This window comes from Abyssibacter sp. (assembly GCF_964229365.1).
In the GTDB taxonomy this organism is placed as follows: domain Bacteria; phylum Pseudomonadota; class Gammaproteobacteria; order Nevskiales; family OUC007; genus Abyssibacter.
Window position 1 is genome coordinate 18,092 of record NZ_CAXRDQ010000006.1, and the last position, 19,245, is coordinate 37,336.

Annotated in this window: 19 protein-coding genes; 13 read left to right on the forward strand and 6 right to left on the reverse strand. The window is 63.3% G+C overall.

The window, feature by feature from the left end; translation table 11 throughout:
- Positions 1 to 747, reverse strand: a complete 747-nt coding sequence (locus tag ACE1EY_RS00980; protein ID WP_291513238.1) for a hypothetical protein — start codon at positions 745 to 747, stop codon at positions 1 to 3.
- 229 nt (positions 748 to 976) lie between these two features.
- Between ACE1EY_RS00980 and ACE1EY_RS00985 the strand changes: the two genes are divergently transcribed.
- On the forward strand, positions 977 to 1,576 hold the full coding sequence (locus ACE1EY_RS00985) for an LON peptidase substrate-binding domain-containing protein (protein ID WP_291513237.1): 600 nt from the start codon (positions 977 to 979) through the stop codon (positions 1,574 to 1,576).
- Between the two features lie 59 nt (positions 1,577 to 1,635).
- Here the strand turns inward: ACE1EY_RS00985 and ACE1EY_RS00990 are convergent, their stop codons facing one another.
- On the reverse strand, positions 1,636 to 3,555 hold the full coding sequence (locus ACE1EY_RS00990; protein WP_370299231.1) for a hypothetical protein: 1,920 nt from the start codon (positions 3,553 to 3,555) through the stop codon (positions 1,636 to 1,638).
- Between the two features lie 402 nt (positions 3,556 to 3,957).
- Here ACE1EY_RS00990 and ACE1EY_RS00995 point away from each other — a divergent pair, with 402 nt between their 5' ends.
- The 4 genes from ACE1EY_RS00995 to ACE1EY_RS01010 all read left to right on the forward strand — a co-directional run bounded on the left by ACE1EY_RS00995 (position 3,958) and on the right by ACE1EY_RS01010 (position 8,431).
- Positions 3,958 to 4,527, forward strand: a complete 570-nt coding sequence (locus ACE1EY_RS00995; RefSeq protein WP_370299232.1) for a hypothetical protein — start codon at positions 3,958 to 3,960, stop codon at positions 4,525 to 4,527.
- A gap of 121 nt (positions 4,528 to 4,648) precedes the next feature.
- A complete protein-coding gene (locus ACE1EY_RS01000; RefSeq protein ID WP_370299233.1) occupies positions 4,649 to 5,683 on the forward strand; it encodes an extracellular solute-binding protein in 1,035 nt (344 codons plus the stop codon).
- A 35-nt stretch (positions 5,684 to 5,718) separates the two neighbouring features.
- Positions 5,719 to 7,395, forward strand: a complete 1,677-nt coding sequence (locus ACE1EY_RS01005) for an iron ABC transporter permease (RefSeq protein WP_291513233.1) — start codon at positions 5,719 to 5,721, stop codon at positions 7,393 to 7,395.
- On the forward strand, positions 7,385 to 8,431 hold the full coding sequence (locus ACE1EY_RS01010) for an ABC transporter ATP-binding protein (protein WP_291513232.1): 1,047 nt from the start codon (positions 7,385 to 7,387) through the stop codon (positions 8,429 to 8,431). Before ACE1EY_RS01005 ends, ACE1EY_RS01010 begins: the two co-directional genes overlap by 11 nt.
- Here ACE1EY_RS01010 and ACE1EY_RS01015 read toward each other — a convergent pair.
- Both ACE1EY_RS01015 and ACE1EY_RS01020 read right to left on the reverse strand, forming a co-directional pair.
- On the reverse strand, positions 8,392 to 9,108 hold the full coding sequence (locus ACE1EY_RS01015) for a cyclic nucleotide-binding domain-containing protein (protein WP_373928024.1): 717 nt from the start codon (positions 9,106 to 9,108) through the stop codon (positions 8,392 to 8,394). The two genes, ACE1EY_RS01010 and ACE1EY_RS01015, sit on opposite strands and share 40 nt — an antisense overlap.
- Entirely contained in the window at positions 9,078 to 9,308 is a 231-nt protein-coding gene (locus ACE1EY_RS01020; protein WP_291513230.1) for a hypothetical protein, read from the reverse strand. Before ACE1EY_RS01020 ends, ACE1EY_RS01015 begins: the two co-directional genes overlap by 31 nt.
- 496 nt (positions 9,309 to 9,804) lie before the next feature.
- On the opposite strand from ACE1EY_RS01020, the gene ACE1EY_RS01025 reads away from it, so the two are divergent.
- From ACE1EY_RS01025 to rpoH, 7 genes are all read left to right on the forward strand, one after another.
- On the forward strand, positions 9,805 to 10,566 hold the full coding sequence (locus tag ACE1EY_RS01025; RefSeq protein ID WP_291513229.1) for a hydroxymethylpyrimidine/phosphomethylpyrimidine kinase: 762 nt from the start codon (positions 9,805 to 9,807) through the stop codon (positions 10,564 to 10,566).
- Between the two features lie 3 nt (positions 10,567 to 10,569).
- Complete coding sequence (gene thiE, locus ACE1EY_RS01030) at positions 10,570 to 11,187, forward strand: thiamine phosphate synthase (protein WP_291513228.1); 618 nt, start codon at positions 10,570 to 10,572, stop codon at positions 11,185 to 11,187.
- The gene (hemL, locus tag ACE1EY_RS01035; protein WP_291513227.1) at positions 11,184 to 12,458 is read left to right on the forward strand and encodes a glutamate-1-semialdehyde 2,1-aminomutase; all 1,275 of its coding nucleotides are present in this window, start codon (positions 11,184 to 11,186) and stop codon (positions 12,456 to 12,458) included. Before thiE ends, hemL begins: the two co-directional genes overlap by 4 nt.
- Positions 12,455 to 13,390, forward strand: coding sequence for a signal recognition particle-docking protein FtsY (gene ftsY, locus ACE1EY_RS01040; protein WP_370299234.1), 936 nt, complete (start codon positions 12,455 to 12,457; stop codon positions 13,388 to 13,390). Before hemL ends, ftsY begins: the two co-directional genes overlap by 4 nt.
- Before the next feature lie 61 nt (positions 13,391 to 13,451).
- Entirely contained in the window at positions 13,452 to 14,138 is a 687-nt protein-coding gene (gene ftsE, locus ACE1EY_RS01045; protein ID WP_370299254.1) for a cell division ATP-binding protein FtsE, read from the forward strand.
- On the forward strand, positions 14,135 to 15,049 hold the full coding sequence (gene ftsX / locus ACE1EY_RS01050) for a permease-like cell division protein FtsX (protein ID WP_291513319.1): 915 nt from the start codon (positions 14,135 to 14,137) through the stop codon (positions 15,047 to 15,049). The genes ftsE and ftsX overlap by 4 nt, the downstream gene beginning before the upstream one ends.
- A 132-nt stretch (positions 15,050 to 15,181) precedes the next feature.
- Complete coding sequence (gene rpoH, locus ACE1EY_RS01055; protein ID WP_291513318.1) at positions 15,182 to 16,048, forward strand: RNA polymerase sigma factor RpoH; 867 nt, start codon at positions 15,182 to 15,184, stop codon at positions 16,046 to 16,048.
- Positions 16,049 to 16,306: 258 nt separating this feature from the next.
- On the opposite strand, the gene cyoE is transcribed toward rpoH, so the two are convergent.
- Together cyoE and ACE1EY_RS01065 are read right to left on the reverse strand one after the other, a co-directional pair.
- A complete protein-coding gene (gene cyoE / locus ACE1EY_RS01060) occupies positions 16,307 to 17,200 on the reverse strand; it encodes a heme o synthase (protein ID WP_370299235.1) in 894 nt (297 codons plus the stop codon).
- A 2-nt stretch (positions 17,201 to 17,202) separates the two neighbouring features.
- Entirely contained in the window at positions 17,203 to 18,195 is a 993-nt protein-coding gene (locus tag ACE1EY_RS01065; protein ID WP_291513316.1) for a COX15/CtaA family protein, read from the reverse strand.
- A 159-nt stretch (positions 18,196 to 18,354) separates the two neighbouring features.
- On the opposite strand from ACE1EY_RS01065, the gene ACE1EY_RS01070 reads away from it, so the two are divergent.
- Positions 18,355 to 19,236, forward strand: a complete 882-nt coding sequence (locus ACE1EY_RS01070) for a DMT family transporter (protein WP_291513315.1) — start codon at positions 18,355 to 18,357, stop codon at positions 19,234 to 19,236.
- The last annotated feature ends 9 nt before the right edge of the window (positions 19,237 to 19,245 follow it).

Sequence of the window (19,245 nt, forward strand, 5' to 3'; positions counted from 1 at the left end):
TTACCGCTCCCAACGCACCAGACGACGGGTCGTGACCACGCCGCCGCGGCGCCGAGCGTCGAAGATGGGCATGCCGATCTCTGGCGAAAAATGCGCCTCGCGGCGGTGCTCGACGCCATCGGGATCAACTTCCAGGATCTGAATCACCCAGACCGGCTCGGTCAGGCTAACCGACGGATAATTCGCCGGGTCGACCTTGCGATCAACTCGCATGTCATAGGCGAATTCCAGCGTTTGTGCCTCGGCACGCTCGCCGTCACGCTCCACCTGATAGTGGCGTGTCACCTCGAACATCAGGCGATTCTCAACCGCGAGCGGAAACAGCTGGCCAAGCACCTGGTCGATCTGCGCGACGTAGCTACGTGTCACCGTCTCCGGCGCGGTCGCGGTCGCTGGCTCATAGGCATAGGTGAAAAACTCGAACAGGTCCGCAACTTGCAGCGATTCCTCGACCGCATGGCTGTTGGTTTCCGCGAAGGTGAACTCCGATCGCACGCGGCCCATCGACCCTTGACTGCCCTTGCGGATCATCAATTCAAACAGATGCTCCACAGGCGTTGCGCCAGGCCGCAGCTCGATGTCTTCGAGGTAGCTCAACTGGACGAATTCCGGCGCGGGCAACGGTCCGAACAAGGATTCAACCGGAAATTCATCCGACAGCAGGTCAAAGGTCGGCGCCCCTGGGAACAATGGCGGCGGTTGATCAGGGGCCGACTTGCCGCAGCCGGCCAGGAGAAGGGTAACCAATAGCCATGCCGTGCATGCGCCAGCACTTTTCATGCGTGCGTGTCCTGATTCGCGGGATTCGAAAGGCTAGCAGACACGCAACGCCGCGGATCGTCAACGCCGATACCGGGCTTGTTTTTGTGGTGTCGTCCCCGCTCCCGCAGCGCTGGTCGGGAGACCCTGAGCCACTCAGCGTTTCGCCGACAATGGGGCTACACTGCACACCGAGCATGGAGGAGCCACCGCCCTCTTGATTACGACCGACGTTCCGCTGTTTCCGCTCTCGAACCTCGTAATGCCCGGCGGGCTGACGCCGCTGCGCATCTTCGAAACGCGCTATCACGACATGGTGCGCGATTGCATGCGCAACGGAACGGGGTTTGTGATCGTGCTGCTGGCGTCGGGTCGCGAAACCGATCGCGACAACCGTCCGTTCGATGTTGGCACCTACAGCGAGATCATCGACTTCGAACCGCTGGAACACGGCTATCTGGGCATTATCTGCCGAGGGCAGCAGCGCGTTCACATCCAGGCGCCCCGGCAGACCAAGGCGGGGTTATGGGTGGGCGACACCGAGCTATACGGCGACGAACCGGCCGGTGCGGTCCCAGAATCTTACGAGCACCTGGCCGACCTCGCGATGCAGCTGATCACGGAACTCGGCCCCCCGTTCGATCTCGACACCCCGCAACCTCATAACGCGCGCTGGGTGAGCAGCCGCCTCGCGGAGTTGCTGCCCATACCCGTCGATGTGAAGCAACAGCTTCTGGAGTTGCGCGACCCCATCGCCCGTTTGCACCAGATCGCCTGTTTCGTCCAGCAGATGGTGCGAGCCGCCCGGCCGCGCTGAACGCTGCAACAAAACGGCCGGGTCGAAACCCGGCCGTCTTACTTCTCGCAGAGCGGCAACTAGGGCGAAGCCGGCTCGCCGTCGTCGATGTACTGGTAGCTGACCAGGATCTCCACGCCTTCACTGGGCACCGCGTCGCCGCGGAACACGATGGAGTTGCTACCCGACACGTATTGCCAGCCGTTGGTCGAATCCTCGGCCAGCGATACGCCGTCCACCGTCACGACAATCGTGCTGGAAATCGGCGTTTCACTGAGCTGGAACAGACTCGCCGCACCGCCCGCGTTGGTCGCGATCGCGTTCATGATCGCCGGGAACTGGGTGATGTCGTCAATGCTCGCGACTGAACCGCCCGTCGCCAACGCGAGATCGTCGTAGTCGCCAGGGCTCCCCTCATTGATGATCGAGTAGACCGGATAGCTGCGATCGATGAACAGATTGCTGTTCGGGTCGAATGTCGATCCGGCGTACCGGGAGTACTGGTCAGGTTCATCGCTGAGCATCACCACCGACATGCTGGCCCCGGTTCTTGGGTACCCGGCCAGGGTGCTGCTGCCGTCCTCGGCGTCACCCAATGCGGTGGACAGCAGTGAACGCTCGGCCCAGTAGATGCCGGATTCCGTCCCGCTGCCACCCGTACCCGGTCGCGCGTCGTCCTGGAACTGCGTGGTGTCGTTGGTGTAGCCCACACCGCGCAGGGTCTGACGATCCGTTGTGACCGTCCCGATCTGGAAGTCCAGCCCGGAGTTGGTCACGACACTGATGAAATCCGAAGCCGCCTGCGACAAGGCGTCTTGTTCGTCGCCCATGCTGCCGCTGTTGTCGATGACGAACAGGAAGTCCGCCAGGCCGCCTGCGCCGGTACCGACAAACTCGTCGGTTTGCTGCTCCCGCATGGCGTCGGCCTCACCCACGTTCGTGCCGTCCGTCACGCCGCTGGTCACGGCTTCGTACTGCTCTTTGACAGCGTCCACCACCAGCGACACCAGGACCACGACGTCATCCGGTGAGTAGAAGCAAACCGATAGCCGGAACTCGTACAGCGCGGCCAAGACCTCGTCGGGCAGGCCGTCCGGGAAGCTGCCGAGCGCACCGGGATCCACGGACAGGCCGACCAGTTCCACGAGGGCGCGGGTGAGGTCGGTCGGTGACGTGGCGTTCTCCAGCGCCATGGAGTACCGGCCCACCGCGCAGGCGCGTGTCACCGCCGTGGCGATGTTCGTCAACGTGTACTCGTTCCGCGACGAGATCGAATTTCGCAGGTTGTCCAGTTCTTCCCGCGAGTTGTTTCCAAACCCGAAATTGCGCCGCTGTGCAGCGAATCCACCCAGGTCCCGCCGCGAGCGATTGCCCATCTTCTGCTGGTTGGCCGGGATGCTGTCCGTGCCTGCGAAGAACACGACACCGTCAAAATCACCGGTGGGCTGATCCACAGGCGCTGCCAGACCATCGGGCAGGAAAATCTGATGCGACTGGGTCGACACGGTGGTCACCGGGCGAACATTCAGTTCGCTCACCGTCAGCACGATGCGCCGCACCTGCTCGACCTGCGCCGCATCGGTCACCGTCACCTGGTACACGAAGGTGTCACCGGGTTCGGCATCGGCCGGGATCGCCACCGCCAAGGTCGAGCCGACCTCCGCCAGGACCATCCCGTTGGTCACATCAAACCATTCGTAGCTCACGGCCGAACCGCCGCTGCTATCGGTCGCCGTCACTGACAGCGTCGTGCTGGAGCCGGCCGTTGGCATGCCCTGCCCCGCAACAAATGCGGAGATCAGCGGGCTGGCGGCCGCCGGCTGTGTGTTGTTGCAGCGAACCTGCCCTGAACTGGCGTCTACTTCGTCCCCGTCGAGGGTGCCGTTTCGATTGGTGTCCAGACCTGTCTGGATGATGGCGCCGCCGAACGCGCAGCGCTCGTCTTCCGGGGCGATCGTCGCCGACACCATCGTGAGTTCCTCGAAGGCGACAATATCCACTTCCGATTCACTGCAGGCACTCAGGCCTAGTGCGGCGGCTCCGATTAACAGCGCACACGCGGGGCGTGCGAAGCTTCGACTATCTCCGACCATGATGATTCTCCCTGTCTTGAGTTTGTCGTGCCAACACCGATTCCGTTGCAGCGCCATGATCTCCGCAAGAAGCGTTACGCCTCACAAGCGACTGGGCATACCGAAACCGGTGTTGATGATTGATCGATCACTTATTTATTGTTTCTAAAGCGTCTGAGGAAAGTACCCGCGATGCAAGCAGTAGCGTGATGCGGCGCACGAAATTCAACTTGTCTCCGACCGACGGTGGCGCCGACATCCATCGATTCTCCGCCATTTCCACCTTGAAGCCACGCGAGCCTTGTCGCTGCGCGGGGAAGTGCTGACCTAGTGATCGACGCCGCGCTGCTCTTTATCGTTTTGGTCGGCGCACTGGTCGTGATTGAGCCCTGGTTGCTGACGCGCCTAGCCGACCCTCACTGGGCGGCGTGGCTCACTCAACACGCACTGCTGCCGTTGGCGCGGTCTGCCTGTGTCCTGGCTTTTGTCGCGCTCGCCTATCCAACAATCTACGGATTGAACGACGCCGCTCCGCTGACCGCGGCTCTGGCACCGAGCCAATGGGCCGATCTGCTCAATCTGGGCTTTCTGATCTCCTTGTGTCTACCGCTGCTGCCGGCCATGGAACGGATCCCAGGGGCGATCTTGCCGATTCAGGGGTTTCTGGTTCTCGCGATTCTGTTTCGCTGGGCTGTGGACGTGACCGGGCCGGTGTCTCTTTGGCCTACCGCCGAGGCTTGGGCCGCCGTGGCATTGGCCGCCGCGGCTCCGCTGCTGGCCGAATGGCTGGCACCCGCGCGGCAACCGGAGCACGACAGACTGCGCGACGCCGTGCTCATCCCGCTGCAGCTTCCGCCATTGCTGCTCTACGGACAGGCCCTCGGGGCACAGCTCAACTAGCGGAACGCGCGCGCCGGGCGCTAGGGTCGGCGGCGATTTGGGGCCACATTGAGCCGCCACCGCATTGCGTGTCGATCACAAGCGCCTACAATATGAGAATCATTCCCATTTAAGGCGCGACATGATTCGCACTTCGGCATTGCTCGCGCTTGGCGCGGCACTCACGCTCACGGCCTGTTCCGGTTCGTCGGATGATGCCGGGAGCAAGGCGCCGCTCATCGTCTATTCCTCTCGCAACGAGCAGCTGATCAAACCGGTTTTCGACCGCTACACTCAAGACACCGGCCAGCCCATCCAATTCATCACCGGCAAGGAAGGTCCGCTTCTGCAGCGCATGCGCAGCGAGGGACAGGGCAGCCCCGCCGACCTGCTGATCACCGTCGACGCCGGCAATCTGTGGAAGGCCGCCAGCGATGATCTGTTGCGACCTGCCCAATCCGAGACGCTTGACGACCGCATCCCCGCGCATCTTCGGGACCCGGAGAGCCGGTGGTACGGCCTCTCAGTGCGGGCGCGCACCATCATCCACTCCACCGAGCGCGTTGATCCTGAGTCCTTGAGCACATATGCCGCACTGGCCGACCCCGAATGGGACGACCGCTTATGCCTGCGCACCTCCCAAAAGGTCTACAACCAATCCTTGGTGGCGATGATGATTTCCGCGCAGGGTGAGCAGGCGGCTGAAGCCGTCGTCCGCGGCTGGGTGAACAACCTTGCCGCCGAGCCGTTCTCCAACGACAACGCCGTCATGGAGGCCATCGTCGCCGGGCAATGCGATGTGGGCATTGTCAACACGTACTACTTCGGCCGCATGCAACGCACCGATCCCGACATCCCACTGGCACTGTTCTGGCCAAATCAGGACTCGGAGCTGGGTGATATTCGCGGCGTTCACGTCAATGTATCCGGCGCGGGCATTGCCGCGTCCACCGATCAGTTCGAGGCTGCACAGGCGTTTCTGGAATGGCTCGCGGGTCCGGAAGCCCAGGAGATTCTGGCCGACGGCAACCTGGAATATCCGGCCAATCCGACCGTGCCCTCCGACCCGTTGGTCAAGGCCTGGGGTGATTTCGTTCCCAACGTGATCAACGTGTCGGAGGCCGGCAAACTGCAACCCGACGCGGTCAGGTTGATGGAACGCGCCGGGTATCATTGATCGCCCGCCCCAAGTCTCCTGATTGGCCCTCCTGAATGGCCCATCGACGTCGTCGCCGACGACTGCCTGCGCATCCCCTGGCGCTGCTGATTGCCCTGCCGGTCGCTGCGGCCCTGGTCACCATGCTCGGTGCCTTGCTGCGCCCGGACATGGAGGTCTGGCAATTCGTCGGCGGGACGATGCTGCCCCAGGTTGTGCCGACGACGTTGGTCCTCGCACTGGCCACCGTGCTGCTGGCAACGACCATCGGCGTGGGCTGTGCCTGGGTGACCAGCCTTTATGACTTTCCTGGTCGGCGCTGGCTGACGGCCGCATTAATCCTGCCGCTTGCGATACCGGCCTACCTGCTCGCAACGGTGTACATCGGCTGGTTCGACTACGCTGGGCCCGTGGCCTCGTGGCTGCGTGACTGGTTCGGCCCCCACGCGCAGCTACCGCCAATCCGTTCGGTCGGCGGGGCCGCCCTGGTGCTGGCGCTGGCACTTTATCCCTACGTCTATCTGCTGGCCCGCAACGCCTTCCTGTCGCAGGGGCGTCGAGCCCTGGAGGTCGCCGCGTCGCTGGGATACGGCCCGGTCGCCGGTTTTCTGCGCATCGGCCTGCCGCTCGCCCGGCCCTGGATCGCCGGCGGCGCGTTGCTGGTCATGATGGAAACGCTGGCTGATTTTGGTGCCGTCTCCGCCTTTAATGTCCGAACGCTGACCACCGCGATCTACCAGAGCTGGTTCGCCCTGTTCTCCATCGATGGCGCACTGGCGTTGGCCTGCGTGCTGGTGGGCATCGCCCTCGTGATCGCGACCTTGGAGCGCCGGCAGCGTCGGCACCAACGGTTCGTCGGAGACGCCGGCATACAGGCGACACATCGATTGGCCTTATCCGGCTGGCGTGGGTGGGCTGCATCGGCCGGCTGCGGCCTCGTGGTGATCGCGGGCGCCATCGCACCGTTGGCGCAGTTGGCGAGCTGGGCATGGTTTCACCGTGCCGATATCGACAGCCGGCTGATTGGATTCGCCGGTCATTCTCTGCTGCTCGCCGGCATGGCGGCCGGCCTGCTGACCGTCGTCGGCCTGCTCCTCGCGTGGCTGCTGCGGCAGGATGGGCGGCGCGGAACCCGGATGCTGGGGCGGCTGGCCACGGCGGGTTACGCCATTCCGGGAACCGTACTGGCGGTCGCGTTGTTCGTCCCGCTCGCCGGGCTATCCGAATGGCTCAGCACCACGCTGAGCGGCTGGTCGAGCTCAACGATCCGCATCGCGCTGCATGCCGGGCTGGCGACGCTCCTGCTGGGCTATGGCGCCCGTTTCCTGACGGTGGCCACGCATCCGATCGAGGGGCAGCTGATGCGCGTATCGCCGGCCATGGAAGACGTGGCCCGCAGCCTGGGCAGTTCGACCTGGGACATGGCACGCAGAGTCCACGCACCGATGATTCGTGGCGGGCTGGTCACGGCCGCGATCCTGGTCTTTGTCGACGTGATGAAGGAATTGCCGCTAACACTGATGACACGCCCTTATGGCTGGGACACGCTCGCCGTGCGCGTGTTCGAAATGACCGCTGAAGGCGAGTGGTCGCGGGCCGCCGTGCCTGGCGTCGCCATTGTGCTGGCGGGTCTGATTCCGGTGTTCTGGCTGGTCCGCGGCTCCGAGCCACACACACGGCGCCACGGTGCAGCCGACAACATGACCGAGTGGACCGACGCCCATGCAGCTTAGCCTGAACACGCTTAGCAAGCGGTACGCCGACCGCACCGTTCTTCACGGCGTGTCACTGCAGCTGGACGCCGGAGAGATCGGCTGCGTACTGGGTCCTAGCGGCTGCGGCAAGACCACGTTGCTCCGGCTGATCGCAGGGTTCGATCAGCCCGATACGGGCGCGATCCGAACGGGCGAGACGATCCTCAGCTCGGCCGAAACCCATGTCCCGGCCGAGCGCCGGCGCATCGGCATGGTGTTCCAGGATCACGCCCTGCTGCCGCATCTGGATGTGGCCTCGAACGTCGCGTTTGGCCTGCGGCATCTGACCAGGGCTGAACGACATCAGCGTGTCACCGCCGTGCTCGAACTCGTGGGCTTGCAGGGCTACGAGACGGCCTATCCGCATGCGTTGTCCGGAGGGCAGGCGCAGCGCGTCGCATTGGCCCGGTCCTTAGCGCCGGAGCCGAAAATGATTCTGCTGGACGAACCCTTCTCCAATCTGGACACGGAGTTACGGGAGCGCCTGTCGCAGGAGGTTCGCGAAATTCTTAAACGCGCCGGCATGACCGCACTCATGGTCACCCACGATCAGTTGGAGGCATTCGCGATGGCAGATCGCATCGCGGTGATGTCAGCCGGCGTGCTGCAGCAATGGGATACGCCATACAACCTCTACCACCGTCCGGCCAACCGCTTCGTCGCACGCTTTGTGGGCGAAGGCGTGTTGTTGCCGGGTCGGGCCGATGGCGATGACGGCGCAACAACGGAACTCGGCCTGCTGCGCGGCGAATGGGTTGGCGCGCCGGTCAACGACGTCGATGTGCTGCTACGCCCGGACGACATCGTGCATGACGACGCCAGCCCCCAGCAGGCCGTCGTGGTCCGCAAGGCGTTCCGCGGCGCGCAGATTCTGTACACGCTGCAGCTTGATAGCGGTGCACGCGTGCTGTCGCTCGTGCCCAGCCATCACAACCACCGTATCGGCGAACCCATCGGCATCCGGGTGGCCACCGATCACGTCGTCGTGTTTCCCCGCAATTCCGATTCGTCCTGAGGTGCGGCCTGCGAATCCACCTGGCGTATTTTGCGCACCAGATCGCGGCCAATGGCGGCCTGGAGCTTGCTCCACAGCGCCGGCTTACGCAGTCGGGTCCGCTCCAGCATGACCCGCGTCCAGTAGCGGTAAGAGACTGGCTTGTCGGCGACCACCGCCGCGGAGGTGGGTTCCTGGGTCAGAAAACTCATCTCAGCGACCAGATCGCCGGGCCCCAGCGTGGCCACGTCGTGGCCGTGGACCACGACCCGGACTTCGCCGTCGGTTAACACGATCAATCGATCATTGGCCTCGCCCTGCGCCAGCAGCTCGCCGCTGAATGCCCGGACCTCGCAGGCACGCCGCCACAGACCCAGAAATTCGGGGACGGTCATGACGCTGAAATTCAGCGAGTAAATCGCATCCAGTCCATCCGGTAGCTGAACCGCACGACGCTCCAGCAAGATCCGGATCACTTGTCCGATGTTGATGGCGACGAACAAGGCGTTCCATGCGGCGACATTCGGAGCCCCGGCGTGCAAGGCATAGGTACAGAGACAGGACTGCGCGAGGATCAGAATCGTGCGCAGCCACAGGATGTCGCGGGCCAGCAACGCCAGCAGCATCAAGCCGTACCCGAGATTGATCAGCACCCCGTCCAGGGTGATCAACGATACCGCTCCAGCAAGGCCTGACACGCCGCCCCCTCCCGATCCATCTCACAGGCCGACCGCACCAATTGGCAGTGCTTCGCGCCATCATCTACCGCGCCGTCATCCACCGGTTGCGCCACTTGTACGCAATTGCGTTCAGCGCGCTCAACCTCGTCACGAAAAAACTCGCAGCCCGGCAACAGACCGGTGCAGCCCAGCACCACCATGACCATCCGGACGGTCACGGGCCAAGGCGTCCCGCACCGCGGCATGACCGACCGGTGACGAAATGACGCTTGATAAGGCTCACACGCGTCCGGAATCCCACGACAGCACTGCGATTCGGCAGTCTCAACGGTGCGCATCGGCGAACGTTAGCACAGCGTACGCGCACCGACGTGGACCTCGCCGGCACGATCCAATTTAGCGCCGAAAGCAAAGGTTCCGACTCATGAATATGCGCTAAGTCGCTGCCGATACGACGTTTTTCCATCATACCCACAGAAACTGTGGATAACTATGTGGAAAGAACTTTCGCAAGTCGCAAAAACCGCGTTGTTTGCTGGCAATCGACCACGTCGATCAACTTGTAACCAACATGAAATATTTACTAAAAATCAACAAGTTATATTTGCCGTCACCGCAACCCATGGATCGGCGCACCAATACGGTGCCAAACGCGCATGTTGCACCGCAGCACTGTGCATAACCGGCCGAGCATCGAGTGCTAAACTTGTTGACATGACCCCCATTGTGCTGGTGATTTCTGGGCATGACCCCAGCGGGGGCGCCGGGCAGATCGCGGATGTTCAAACCGTGTCGGCTCTCGGTGCGCATCCCGCGCTGGCGATCACGGCCCTCACCGAACAGAACACACAAAACGCCTACGCGGTGTTTGCGACGCCGGCAGATCAGGTCCGTGCTCAACTGGAGCGACTGGCCGAGGACATGCGGCCCGCGGCCATCAAGATCGGCCTGCTGCCCAGCGTCGACGTTGCGGCGGCGATTCTTCCGACGCTGGACGCCCTGGATGGCGTGCCGATCGTGCTCGACCCGGTACTGATCGCCTCCGGCGGTGGCGCATTGGCGGAATCCAGCCTGGTGCCCTTTCTCAAGGCACAGCTACTCAAACGCTGCACGGTGATCACGCCAAACCTGCCGGAGGCGGCTGCGCTGACGGGCGAGACGAACCCTCAAGCCGCTGCGGATGCGTTGCTGCGGCTGGGCGCGCGCTGGGCCTTGGTCACTGGCGGCGATGCCGCGACCGAGCAGGTCGACAACCTGCTCGCCGGCGAATCCGGATCCACCATGCAGCGCTGGCCCCGCCGCGTGGGCCAGTTTCACGGCACGGGTTGCACGCTGGCGGCTGCGCTGGCCACCCACCTCGCACTGGGGCTTGACGTTCCGGCTGCTTCGAAGGCCGCGCAGGCGTATGTCGATCGGTCCCTGGCCGGGGCGATCCGGCCCGGCGCCGGTCAATCGATTCCAAACCGGCAATTCTGACCGATGCAGATCACCGCGCTCCGTGGCGCCTATCCGGTGACACCTACAGATTGGCCGGCCGATCACCTGATCGATACCTGCGCATCCGTGCTGAGCGCACGGCCGGCGTTGCTGCAATACCGCGCCAAGCCCTCGCCCGACCCACAGGTCGCCGTCCGCCTCAAACACCTGTGTGAGGAATCCGGCGTGCCCCTGGTTATCAACGATCAGCTCGAACTGGCCTCGGCACTGGGCGTTGGTGTGCATCTGGGGCGTGATGACGCCAATGTCGGCGCCGCGCGCTCCCGTCTCGGTGCCCAGGCGCTGATTGGCGTCTCTGTCTACGACGATATCGATCGCGCGGTGCAAGCCGTCGAAGGCGGCGCAGACTACGTGTCCTTCGGCCGCTTCTTCCCATCCAGGACCAAGCCCGAAGCCTCGCCGGCCCGGCCTGATATTCTTCGCACCGCACGCTCGCGGCTGAATGTCCCCGTGGCGGTGATCGGCGGCATTACGCGGGACAATGCCGGCATGCTCGTCCGCCACGGCGCCGACCTGCTGGCCTGTGTCGACGGAATCTTTGCCGCCGCCGATCCGGCTCAAGCCGTGCGAGAACTCAATTCCATGCTGAGTCAGACATGACGCAATCCGAATCACTGTTCGAACGCGCCCAGCGCGTGATCCCAGGCGGGGTGAATTCGCCGGTCCGCGCCTTCAAGGGCGTGGGCGGCACGCCCCGCTTCATCGACCGCGCCGCCGGCGCCTACATCTGGGACGCTGACGGCCAGCGCTACATCGATTACGTCGGCTCCTGGGGGCCGATGATCCTCGGCCATGCCCATCCGGGCGTCATCGACGCCGTGCGCTCCCAGGCCGAACGCGGCCTGTCATTCGGAGCGCCGACCGCGCTGGAATGCGACCTGGCCGAACAACTGTGCGCCTGCGTGCCATCGATGCAGCAGGTGCGGCTGGTCAATTCCGGCACCGAAGCGACGATGACCGCGATCCGCCTGGCCCGCGGCGCCACAGGCCGGGACGCAATCCTCAAGTTCGAAGGCAACTATCACGGCCATGCCGATTCGCTGCTGGTCAAGGCAGGCTCCGGCGCGCTGACCCTGGGCGTGCCCAGTTCTCCCGGCATCCCGGCAGATATTGCCAAGCACACGCTGACCGCGACCTACAACGACCTGGACTCGGTGAAGGCACTGTTCGCCGATCACGGCGATGACATTGCCTGCATCATCCTCGAACCCATTGCCGGGAACATGAACTTCGTCAAACCGGCCGACGGATTCCTCGAAGGTCTGCGCGCGCTCTGTGACGACTACGGCAGCGTGCTGATCTTTGACGAAGTCATGACCGGCTTTCGGGTAGCCCTGGGCGGTGCGCAAGCGGTGTACGGGATCACCCCGGATCTGACCACGCTGGGCAAGGTCATCGGTGGTGGTTTGCCCGTGGGCGCACTCGGCGGCCGCCGAGACCTGATGGAGCAGCTGGCGCCGACCGGACCGGTTTATCAGGCCGGCACGTTGTCGGGCAATCCGCTGGCGACGGCGGCGGGCCTGGCGACCTTGAAGGCGCTGCGCGAGCCGGGCTTTTACGAATCGCTGGAAAACACGACCAGCCGCCTCGTGCAGGGCCTGGTCACGCACGCCAAAGGCGCAGGTGTCGCGCTGCAGGGCGACTGGATGGGCGGCATGTTTGGCCTGTACATGACCGACGGCCCGGTACGCAGCTACGCCGATGTCACGGCCTGCGACACGGTCCGCTTTGGTGAATTCTTCCACGGCATGCTGAACCGCGGCGTTTATCTCGCACCCTCGGCCTTCGAAGCCGGTTTTGTCTCTGCCAGCCACACCGCGAACGACATCGACCTGACGATCGAAGCCGCCCGCGCGGTGTGGACCGCATGAGCACCGAGTCCAGTAGCGGCGGGTTCATCGCCCGCCTGCGCACCAAGATCAACAAGGGCGACTCCTGGCTCACCTACGACCTCGGCAATCTTCTGCCGGGCCAGGGATTGGACGACGACGCCCTGGAAGAACTGGAAACACGGCTGCTGACCGCCGATGTCGGTGTCGAAGCCACCATGGCCATCGTCGACCACCTGCGTGCCGAAGCCAACGCCGGCCGCATCCGCAACGCGGAGCAGCTGCGCAAGGCGATTGCGAACGTCATGGGCGGAATCCTCGCGCCCGTTTCCGAACCGCTGGATATCCCCGAGTTCATCCGTCCGTACATCATCCTGATGGTCGGGGTGAACGGAGCGGGCAAGACCACGACGATCGGAAAGCTGGCACGACGCTTCCAGCAAGAGGGCAAGTCGGTGATGCTGGCTGCGGGCGACACCTTCCGCGCCGCCGCGGTGGACCAGCTCAAGACCTGGGGTGAACGCAACAACGTCCCGGTGATTGCACAGGGCCAGAACGCGGATTCAGCTTCGGTCATCTACGACGCGGTGCAGGCTGCCAAGGGGCGCGGTATCGACGTGATCATCGCCGACACCGCTGGACGCTTGCACACGCAAGGGCACCTGATGGAAGAGTTGCGCAAGATCAAGCGCGTGGTGCAGAAACACGACGCCTATGCGCCCCACGAGGTGATGCTGGTGGTGGATGCGACAACCGGGAACAATGCACTCAATCAGGCCGTGCAATTCCACGAGGCCGTGGGCTTGACAGGCATCACGGTCACCAAGCTGGACGGCACCGCTCGTGGCGGTATCGTATTCGCCATCGCCAAACGGCTTGGGTTGCCCATTCGCTTTGTCGGGGTTGGCGAATCAGCCGAGGATTTGGGCGTGTTCGATGCCGAGGCCTTCATCGCGGCGATGTTCGAGCGTTAAGACGCAGGCGTTGGCCATGGACTGGCCACGGGGACTATCTGGGATCTGAATCATGGGTGACATCGTCTACCTGCATCGCGTGGCCAAGCGCTACCCCGGCGGCCACGACGCGCTGTCCGATGTCACGCTGACATTGGAGCAGGGAGAGATGGCCTTTCTCACCGGCCATTCCGGCGCCGGCAAGTCGACCCTGATGAAGCTGATCGCCCTGATCGAGCGGCCGACCCGCGGCCAGGTGGTGATCAACAACCAGAACATCAGCCAGGTACGTCGCAGTCAGGTCGCCAAGTTTCGCCGCAACGTCGGCGTGATCTTCCAGAATTTCAACCTGCTCAACGATCGCACGGTATTCGACAATGTCGCGCTGCCACTGGTGATTCGCGGCGAAACACGAGACACCATCGCCCGGCGTGTGCGCGCCGCGCTCGATACCGTGGGCCTGCTGGACAAGGAGCGCCTTTACCCCATCGTGCTGTCTGGCGGCGAACAACAACGCGTGGGCATCGCGCGGGCAATTGTCGCCAAGCCGCCGCTGATTCTCGCCGACGAACCCACCGGAAACCTCGATCCGGAGCTGTCGGCGGAAATCATGGCCTTGTTCCGGCGCTTCAATGAGGTCGGCGTATCGCTACTCATCGCCACGCATGACGTCGAGCTGATCCGCTCCCTGCCCTACCGGGAGATCCAGCTCAAGGGCGGCCATATCGCCGATCGGGCCACGGCCGCACCGTACGAACAACCCGCATGATCGCCGAATACTTCAACCGGCATGCGCAGACGCTGGTGTTCACGCTGGGCCGTCTCTACAGGCGCCCGGTGGCAACCGCACTGACCACCCTGGTCATCGGCATTACCCTGGCGCTGCCCGCTGGCCTGCATCTGCTGGTGAACAACGTCAATGCGGTGGGTTACAGCTGGGAAGGCTCTCTGAACGCCTCGCTGTTTCTGGCCGACTCGATCAGCGAAAAAGACGGGCACATGCTTGCCTCGGACATTCGCTCTCGCAGCACCGTGCGTGGAACCAGCTACATTTCGCGACAGCAGGCGCTCGAGGAGTTCCGGGCGCTGTCGGGCTTTGGCGAAGCGCTGGAACTGCTGGACGAGAACCCGCTGCCCGCCGTGGTCATCGTGCGCTTCAAAACAACACAGTCGGCAGACGCCATCGACGCCACCATGCGCGAGCTGAGCGATCTGCCCGGCGTTGTCCAGGCCAAGCTAGACCAACAATGGCTGGACCGCCTGTTCGCGATTCTGGCCACCGTGGAACGTGCAGCCGTCATCATTGCCGCCCTGCTCGCGATCGCGGTCATTCTCACGGTTGGCAACACCATTCGGCTCGACATCGAGAACCGGCGGGACGAGATCATCATCATGAAACTGGTCGGCGCGTCGGATGCCTTCGTGCGGCGGCCATTCCTGTACACCGGGTTCTGGTACGGCTTCATCGGCGGCATCGCGGCATTGATCCTGCTTGGCATCGCGGTGGCGTTGATGGCCGGCCCCGCAGGCAAGCTTGCCGCGCTTTATCAGTCCAGCTTCGTCATCCGCGGCCTGGGCTTTGTCAGCAGCGTGGGACTGCTGGGCATCGGCATTCTGCTCGGATGGTTCGGCGCAGCCTGGACCGTCGCACGCCACCTCGGGGCCATTGTTCCGCGCTAGCTTGAGTTTTATCCTGTCGCCCCCATCTTGAGCGGAACTTTCCGCAGCGCTGATGCGTCTTAAACAGTGCGCAAGGGGGTCCACCGAAGCCCGGTGGACGTGGTAAAATTTCTGGCCGCAAGGAGGGTTTCCATGACGCAAGCTCTGGCGCTTTCAAAACAGGCCAACCTGGTGCCGTTGACCGGCAGCCTGGACGCCTACATTCATTCCGTGAACAGCATCCCGGTTCTCGAACCCGAGGCCGAGCGGAACATCGCGCGCGCCTATGTCGAGCAGGGCGACCTGTCGGCCGCGCAGCATCTGGTGATGTCGAACCTGCGTTTCGTCGTTCACATCGCCCGTGGCTACATGGGCTATGGCCTGCCGATGGCCGACCTGATCCAGGAAGGCAATATCGGCCTGATGAAGGCCGTGAAGCGTTTCGACCCGGAGGTCGGGGTTCGCCTGATCTCCTTCGCGGTTCATTGGATCAAGGCCGAGATTCACGAATTCATTTTGCGCAACTGGCGCATCGTCAAGGTCGCGACGACCAAGGCTCAGCGGAAGCTGTTCTTCAACCTGCGCAGCTCCAAGAAGCGCCTGGGCTGGATGAATCAGGCCGAGGTCAATGCTGTCGCCGAAGATCTCGGCGTTAAGCCGGAGACCGTGCTGCAGATGGAGCGCCGGCTGTCCGGCCAGGATGTCTCCTTTGCGGCGAGCAGCAGTGACGATGAAGACAACCCGGTCTACGCCCCCGAGCAGTATCTGGCGGCAGAGGATTCCGACCCGGCGACCGCTCTGGAAAATGCTGACTGGGACGCGCGTCAGCGGCATCAACTCAGCCATGCCTTGGAAGGCCTGGATGAACGTAGCCGCGACATTCTCAACCAGCGCTGGTTGTCCGAAGACAGCAAGACCGGCCTGAAGGAACTGGCTGAGGTCTACGGCATTTCTGCCGAGCGCGTCCGCCAGATCGAAGCGGCAGCCATCAAGAAATTGCGTAAGGCGATCGCAGCCTAAGCAATGCCAGCACCAAACAAAAACCCGGCCATTGCGCCGGGTTTTTTTATGCCTTGAAAAGTGCTTGCGTCAACACGTCAAATGGGGTAAAAACTTCCCACGAACAAGAGGTTCGCTCGCGTTCCTCTTGGGCACCGAATAAGTGCCAAGGCAATGAGTTAATAATAATAACTGGGGATAGATCTGTTTGGCCTCCACTTGTGGAGGCCAGTTTGTTTCTGCCGCCGAGCACATCGCTGGCGCGCCCCTCCGGCCGGATCAAATCGGTACGTAGTGATCCACGAGCAAGGCCGTGAACAAGCCCATCAGGTACAGAATCGAGTAGCCGAACGTCTGCATCGGCAGCGGTGAGGCCGTGGAGGCATACAGCCGCACGGCATACCAGAGAAAGCCGGCGTTGAGGCCCAGCACCGCGACCAGATACACCACGCCGCTCATGCCGGTCAGATAGGGCAACAGGGTCACCAGGGCGAGCAACACGGTGTAGCAGAGAATCTGCAGCCGCGTGTACCGGTCGCCATGGGTCACGGGCAGCATCGGAATCCCAGCCCGGGCATAGTCCTCACGCCGGTCGATGGCCAATGCCCAGAAATGCGGCGGCGTCCAGACGAAAATGATTAAAAACAGCAGCAGCGCATGGGCGTGGATCTCGCCGGTAATCGCCACCCCGCCCAGCACCGGCGGCGCGGCGCCTGAGGCACCGCCGATCACGATGTTCTGTGGCGTCGCCCGTTTCAGATAAAGCGTATAGACCAGCGCGTAGCCAACCAGCGACGCCAACGTGAGCCAGGCCGTCAGCGCGTTCACGCGCCAGATCAGCAAGCCTGCACCCAATACGCCAAGAACCGCTGCAAATGTGTAGGCCTGGCCCACTCCCACATGTCCCTGAACGATCGGCCGCTGGGCGGTCCGGCTCATGCGCGCATCGATTTGCCGATCCACGACCTGATTGATGACGGCCGCGCTGGCGGCGCAAAGCGCAATACCGATGGTGCCAAGCAGGAATGGCTCCAGCGGCGGTAGGCCCGGCGTGGCCAGAAACATGCCCACGATCGCGGTGAACACGATCAGCATGACCACCCGAGGCTTGGTGAGCTCGTAGTAGTCGTTCAGGCGTTCGTTCAGACCGGCTTGGGTAGCAGTTGTGGACATGGTCACTGGCGAATCCGCCGACTGTTGAACACAGCCCAGTTGATGGCGACGATCACCAATAGTAACAAGGCAGCTCCGGCGTTATGCGCCGTGGCGACCGGCAGCGGCAAGTGGAATACGACCGAAGCGATACCCAAAGCGATCTGAAGCGTCAATGCCAGCAGCAAAATCACGCCCAGCCGACGCCAGCGATTCGATGCCCCAGTCTCCCGCAGCAGTCGCACGATGAGCGCGCCGACAACAATCGCGGTGAGCAAAGCACCCACCCGATGCGCCATGTGGATGGCCGTGCGGCCCGGTCCGTCCAGCACGCCGAACTCGTAGTTGATGCCGAGGCCATGCCAAAGCGTGAAGCCCTGTGCAAAGTCGGTCTCGGGCCACAGCTTGCCGTGACAGGTCGGAAAATCCGCACAGGCCAGCGCCGCATAATTGGTGCTGGTCCAGGCACCGAGAAAAATCTGTAGGCAGACCATCACCAGCGCCGCGACGGAGAAATGCGGCATGTGGTTCGATGTCGGCACCGGCCAGCCGGCCATCCAGTCACGTTCCCGCAGGCTGACCAGCGCGAGCAGCGCCAGAATGGTCATGCCACCAATCAGGTGACTCGTGACCACCAGAGGTTTGAGCAGCAACGTGACCGTCCACATTCCAAGCACAGCCTGAAAGATCACCAGACCGACAAGAATATGCGGCAGCTTGCGCTTGCGATGCTGCAGCACCGATGTGATGGACATGCCGAGAATGAGCAGCCCAAGCATACCGGCCGCGTAACGGTGAACCATCTCCTTCCAGGCCTTATGGGCTTCGACCGGACGCTCTGGGAAAGCCGCATTGGCCGCGGATACTTCGCCGACCGTTTCTGGCACACCAACATGGCCGTAACAGCCCGGCCAATCGGGACAGCCGAGCCCTGCATCGGACAGCCGCACGAAAGCGCCCAGTACGACGACACAGAAGCACAGCCCGAATGCGTAGACAGACAGGTGACGAAACATGAGGATTGAGCCCGAAACGGGCCGAGGAAATCGCGGCCGCTTATTGTACCGCGCTAAGTCTTCCGCGTCCGGTTGAACCGGCCCCGCATGGCGGCCACGGGCCACCGGACATTCCTCGCAGCATTGCCTACACTACGCCGCCCCGTCGGCAGCGCAGACATGATCGGAATTGGCGAGTTCTTCGCACTGGCCAGCGCATTCGCTTGGGGGCTGGCGGTCATCCTGTTCCGCCTGTCCGGACAGCAGCTCGGACCGTTCGCGCTCAACCTGTTCAAGAATTCACTGATGCTGGTGCTGCTCGCGCCAACCATCCTGCTCGTGCACGGCGTTGCCTGGCCGGCCATCTCCACCGCCCACTGGGCCATCCTGCTGTTGTCGGGGTTCATCGGCATTGGTATCGCGGACACGCTGTTCTTTCGTGCGCTGAACAGTCTGGGCCCGTCACGAACTGCGATTGGCAGCATGCTGCTGTCTCCGTTCGTGATCCTGCTGTCGGTCGTCTTTCTTGGCGAGCGGCTGGGCTGGCTGCAATGGTCCGGCGTGGCGCTGACGCTGGTGGGTGTCACCCTGGTGAACTGGCGCCGCGTGCACCCGCTCGCACCCAAGGCTGATCAAAGCGGCCTGCTGGCGCTGGTGGCCGCCATGGCACTCATGGCCAGTGGCATCGTCATGGCCAAGCCCCTGCTCGAATCCGAACCTTTCATCTGGGCCGTGCAGATCCGCGTCATCGGCGGCGTGGGCGGCATGCTGATCATGATGTGGGTACAGCGGCGGCAAGCGATCGTGCTGGCGGAGTTTGTTCGCGCCAAGGCCTGGGGACTGACGGTGGCAGCATCCTTCATGGGCACTTATGTGGCCATGCTCATGTGGCTGGCCGGCTACAAGTACGCCGATGCCTCCATCGCCGCGGTACTCAACGAAACCTCCGCGGTGTTCGTGCTGATTCTCGCGGCCGCGTTCCTCAAGGAGCGGATGGTGCTGCGCCAGTGGCTGGGCAGCATCGTCGCCGCTGTCGGCGTGCTGGTCGTGGTCGCCGGTTGAGGACAGGCG

What these genes read in the sequence shown, in the direction of transcription:
- ACE1EY_RS01025 (WP_291513229.1), top strand. Translation starts at nt 9,805, where the DNA reads ATGACCCCCATTGTGCTGGTGATTTCTGGGCATGACCCCAGCGGGGGC.
- ACE1EY_RS01070 (WP_291513315.1), top strand. Translation starts at nt 18,355, where the DNA reads ATGATCGGAATTGGCGAGTTCTTCGCACTGGCCAGCGCATTCGCTTGG.
- rpoH (WP_291513318.1), top strand. Translation starts at nt 15,182, where the DNA reads ATGACGCAAGCTCTGGCGCTTTCAAAACAGGCCAACCTGGTGCCGTTG.
- ACE1EY_RS01010 (WP_291513232.1), top strand. Translation starts at nt 7,385, where the DNA reads ATGCAGCTTAGCCTGAACACGCTTAGCAAGCGGTACGCCGACCGCACC.
- ACE1EY_RS01000 (WP_370299233.1), top strand. Translation starts at nt 4,649, where the DNA reads ATGATTCGCACTTCGGCATTGCTCGCGCTTGGCGCGGCACTCACGCTC.
- ftsX (WP_291513319.1), top strand. Translation starts at nt 14,135, where the DNA reads ATGATCGCCGAATACTTCAACCGGCATGCGCAGACGCTGGTGTTCACG.
- cyoE (WP_370299235.1), bottom strand. Translation starts at nt 17,200, where the DNA reads ATGTCCACAACTGCTACCCAAGCCGGTCTGAACGAACGCCTGAACGAC.
- ACE1EY_RS01005 (WP_291513233.1), top strand. Translation starts at nt 5,719, where the DNA reads ATGGCCCATCGACGTCGTCGCCGACGACTGCCTGCGCATCCCCTGGCG.
- ACE1EY_RS01065 (WP_291513316.1), bottom strand. Translation starts at nt 18,195, where the DNA reads ATGTTTCGTCACCTGTCTGTCTACGCATTCGGGCTGTGCTTCTGTGTC.
- thiE (WP_291513228.1), top strand. Translation starts at nt 10,570, where the DNA reads ATGCAGATCACCGCGCTCCGTGGCGCCTATCCGGTGACACCTACAGAT.
- ftsY (WP_370299234.1), top strand. Translation starts at nt 12,455, where the DNA reads ATGAGCACCGAGTCCAGTAGCGGCGGGTTCATCGCCCGCCTGCGCACC.
- hemL (WP_291513227.1), top strand. Translation starts at nt 11,184, where the DNA reads ATGACGCAATCCGAATCACTGTTCGAACGCGCCCAGCGCGTGATCCCA.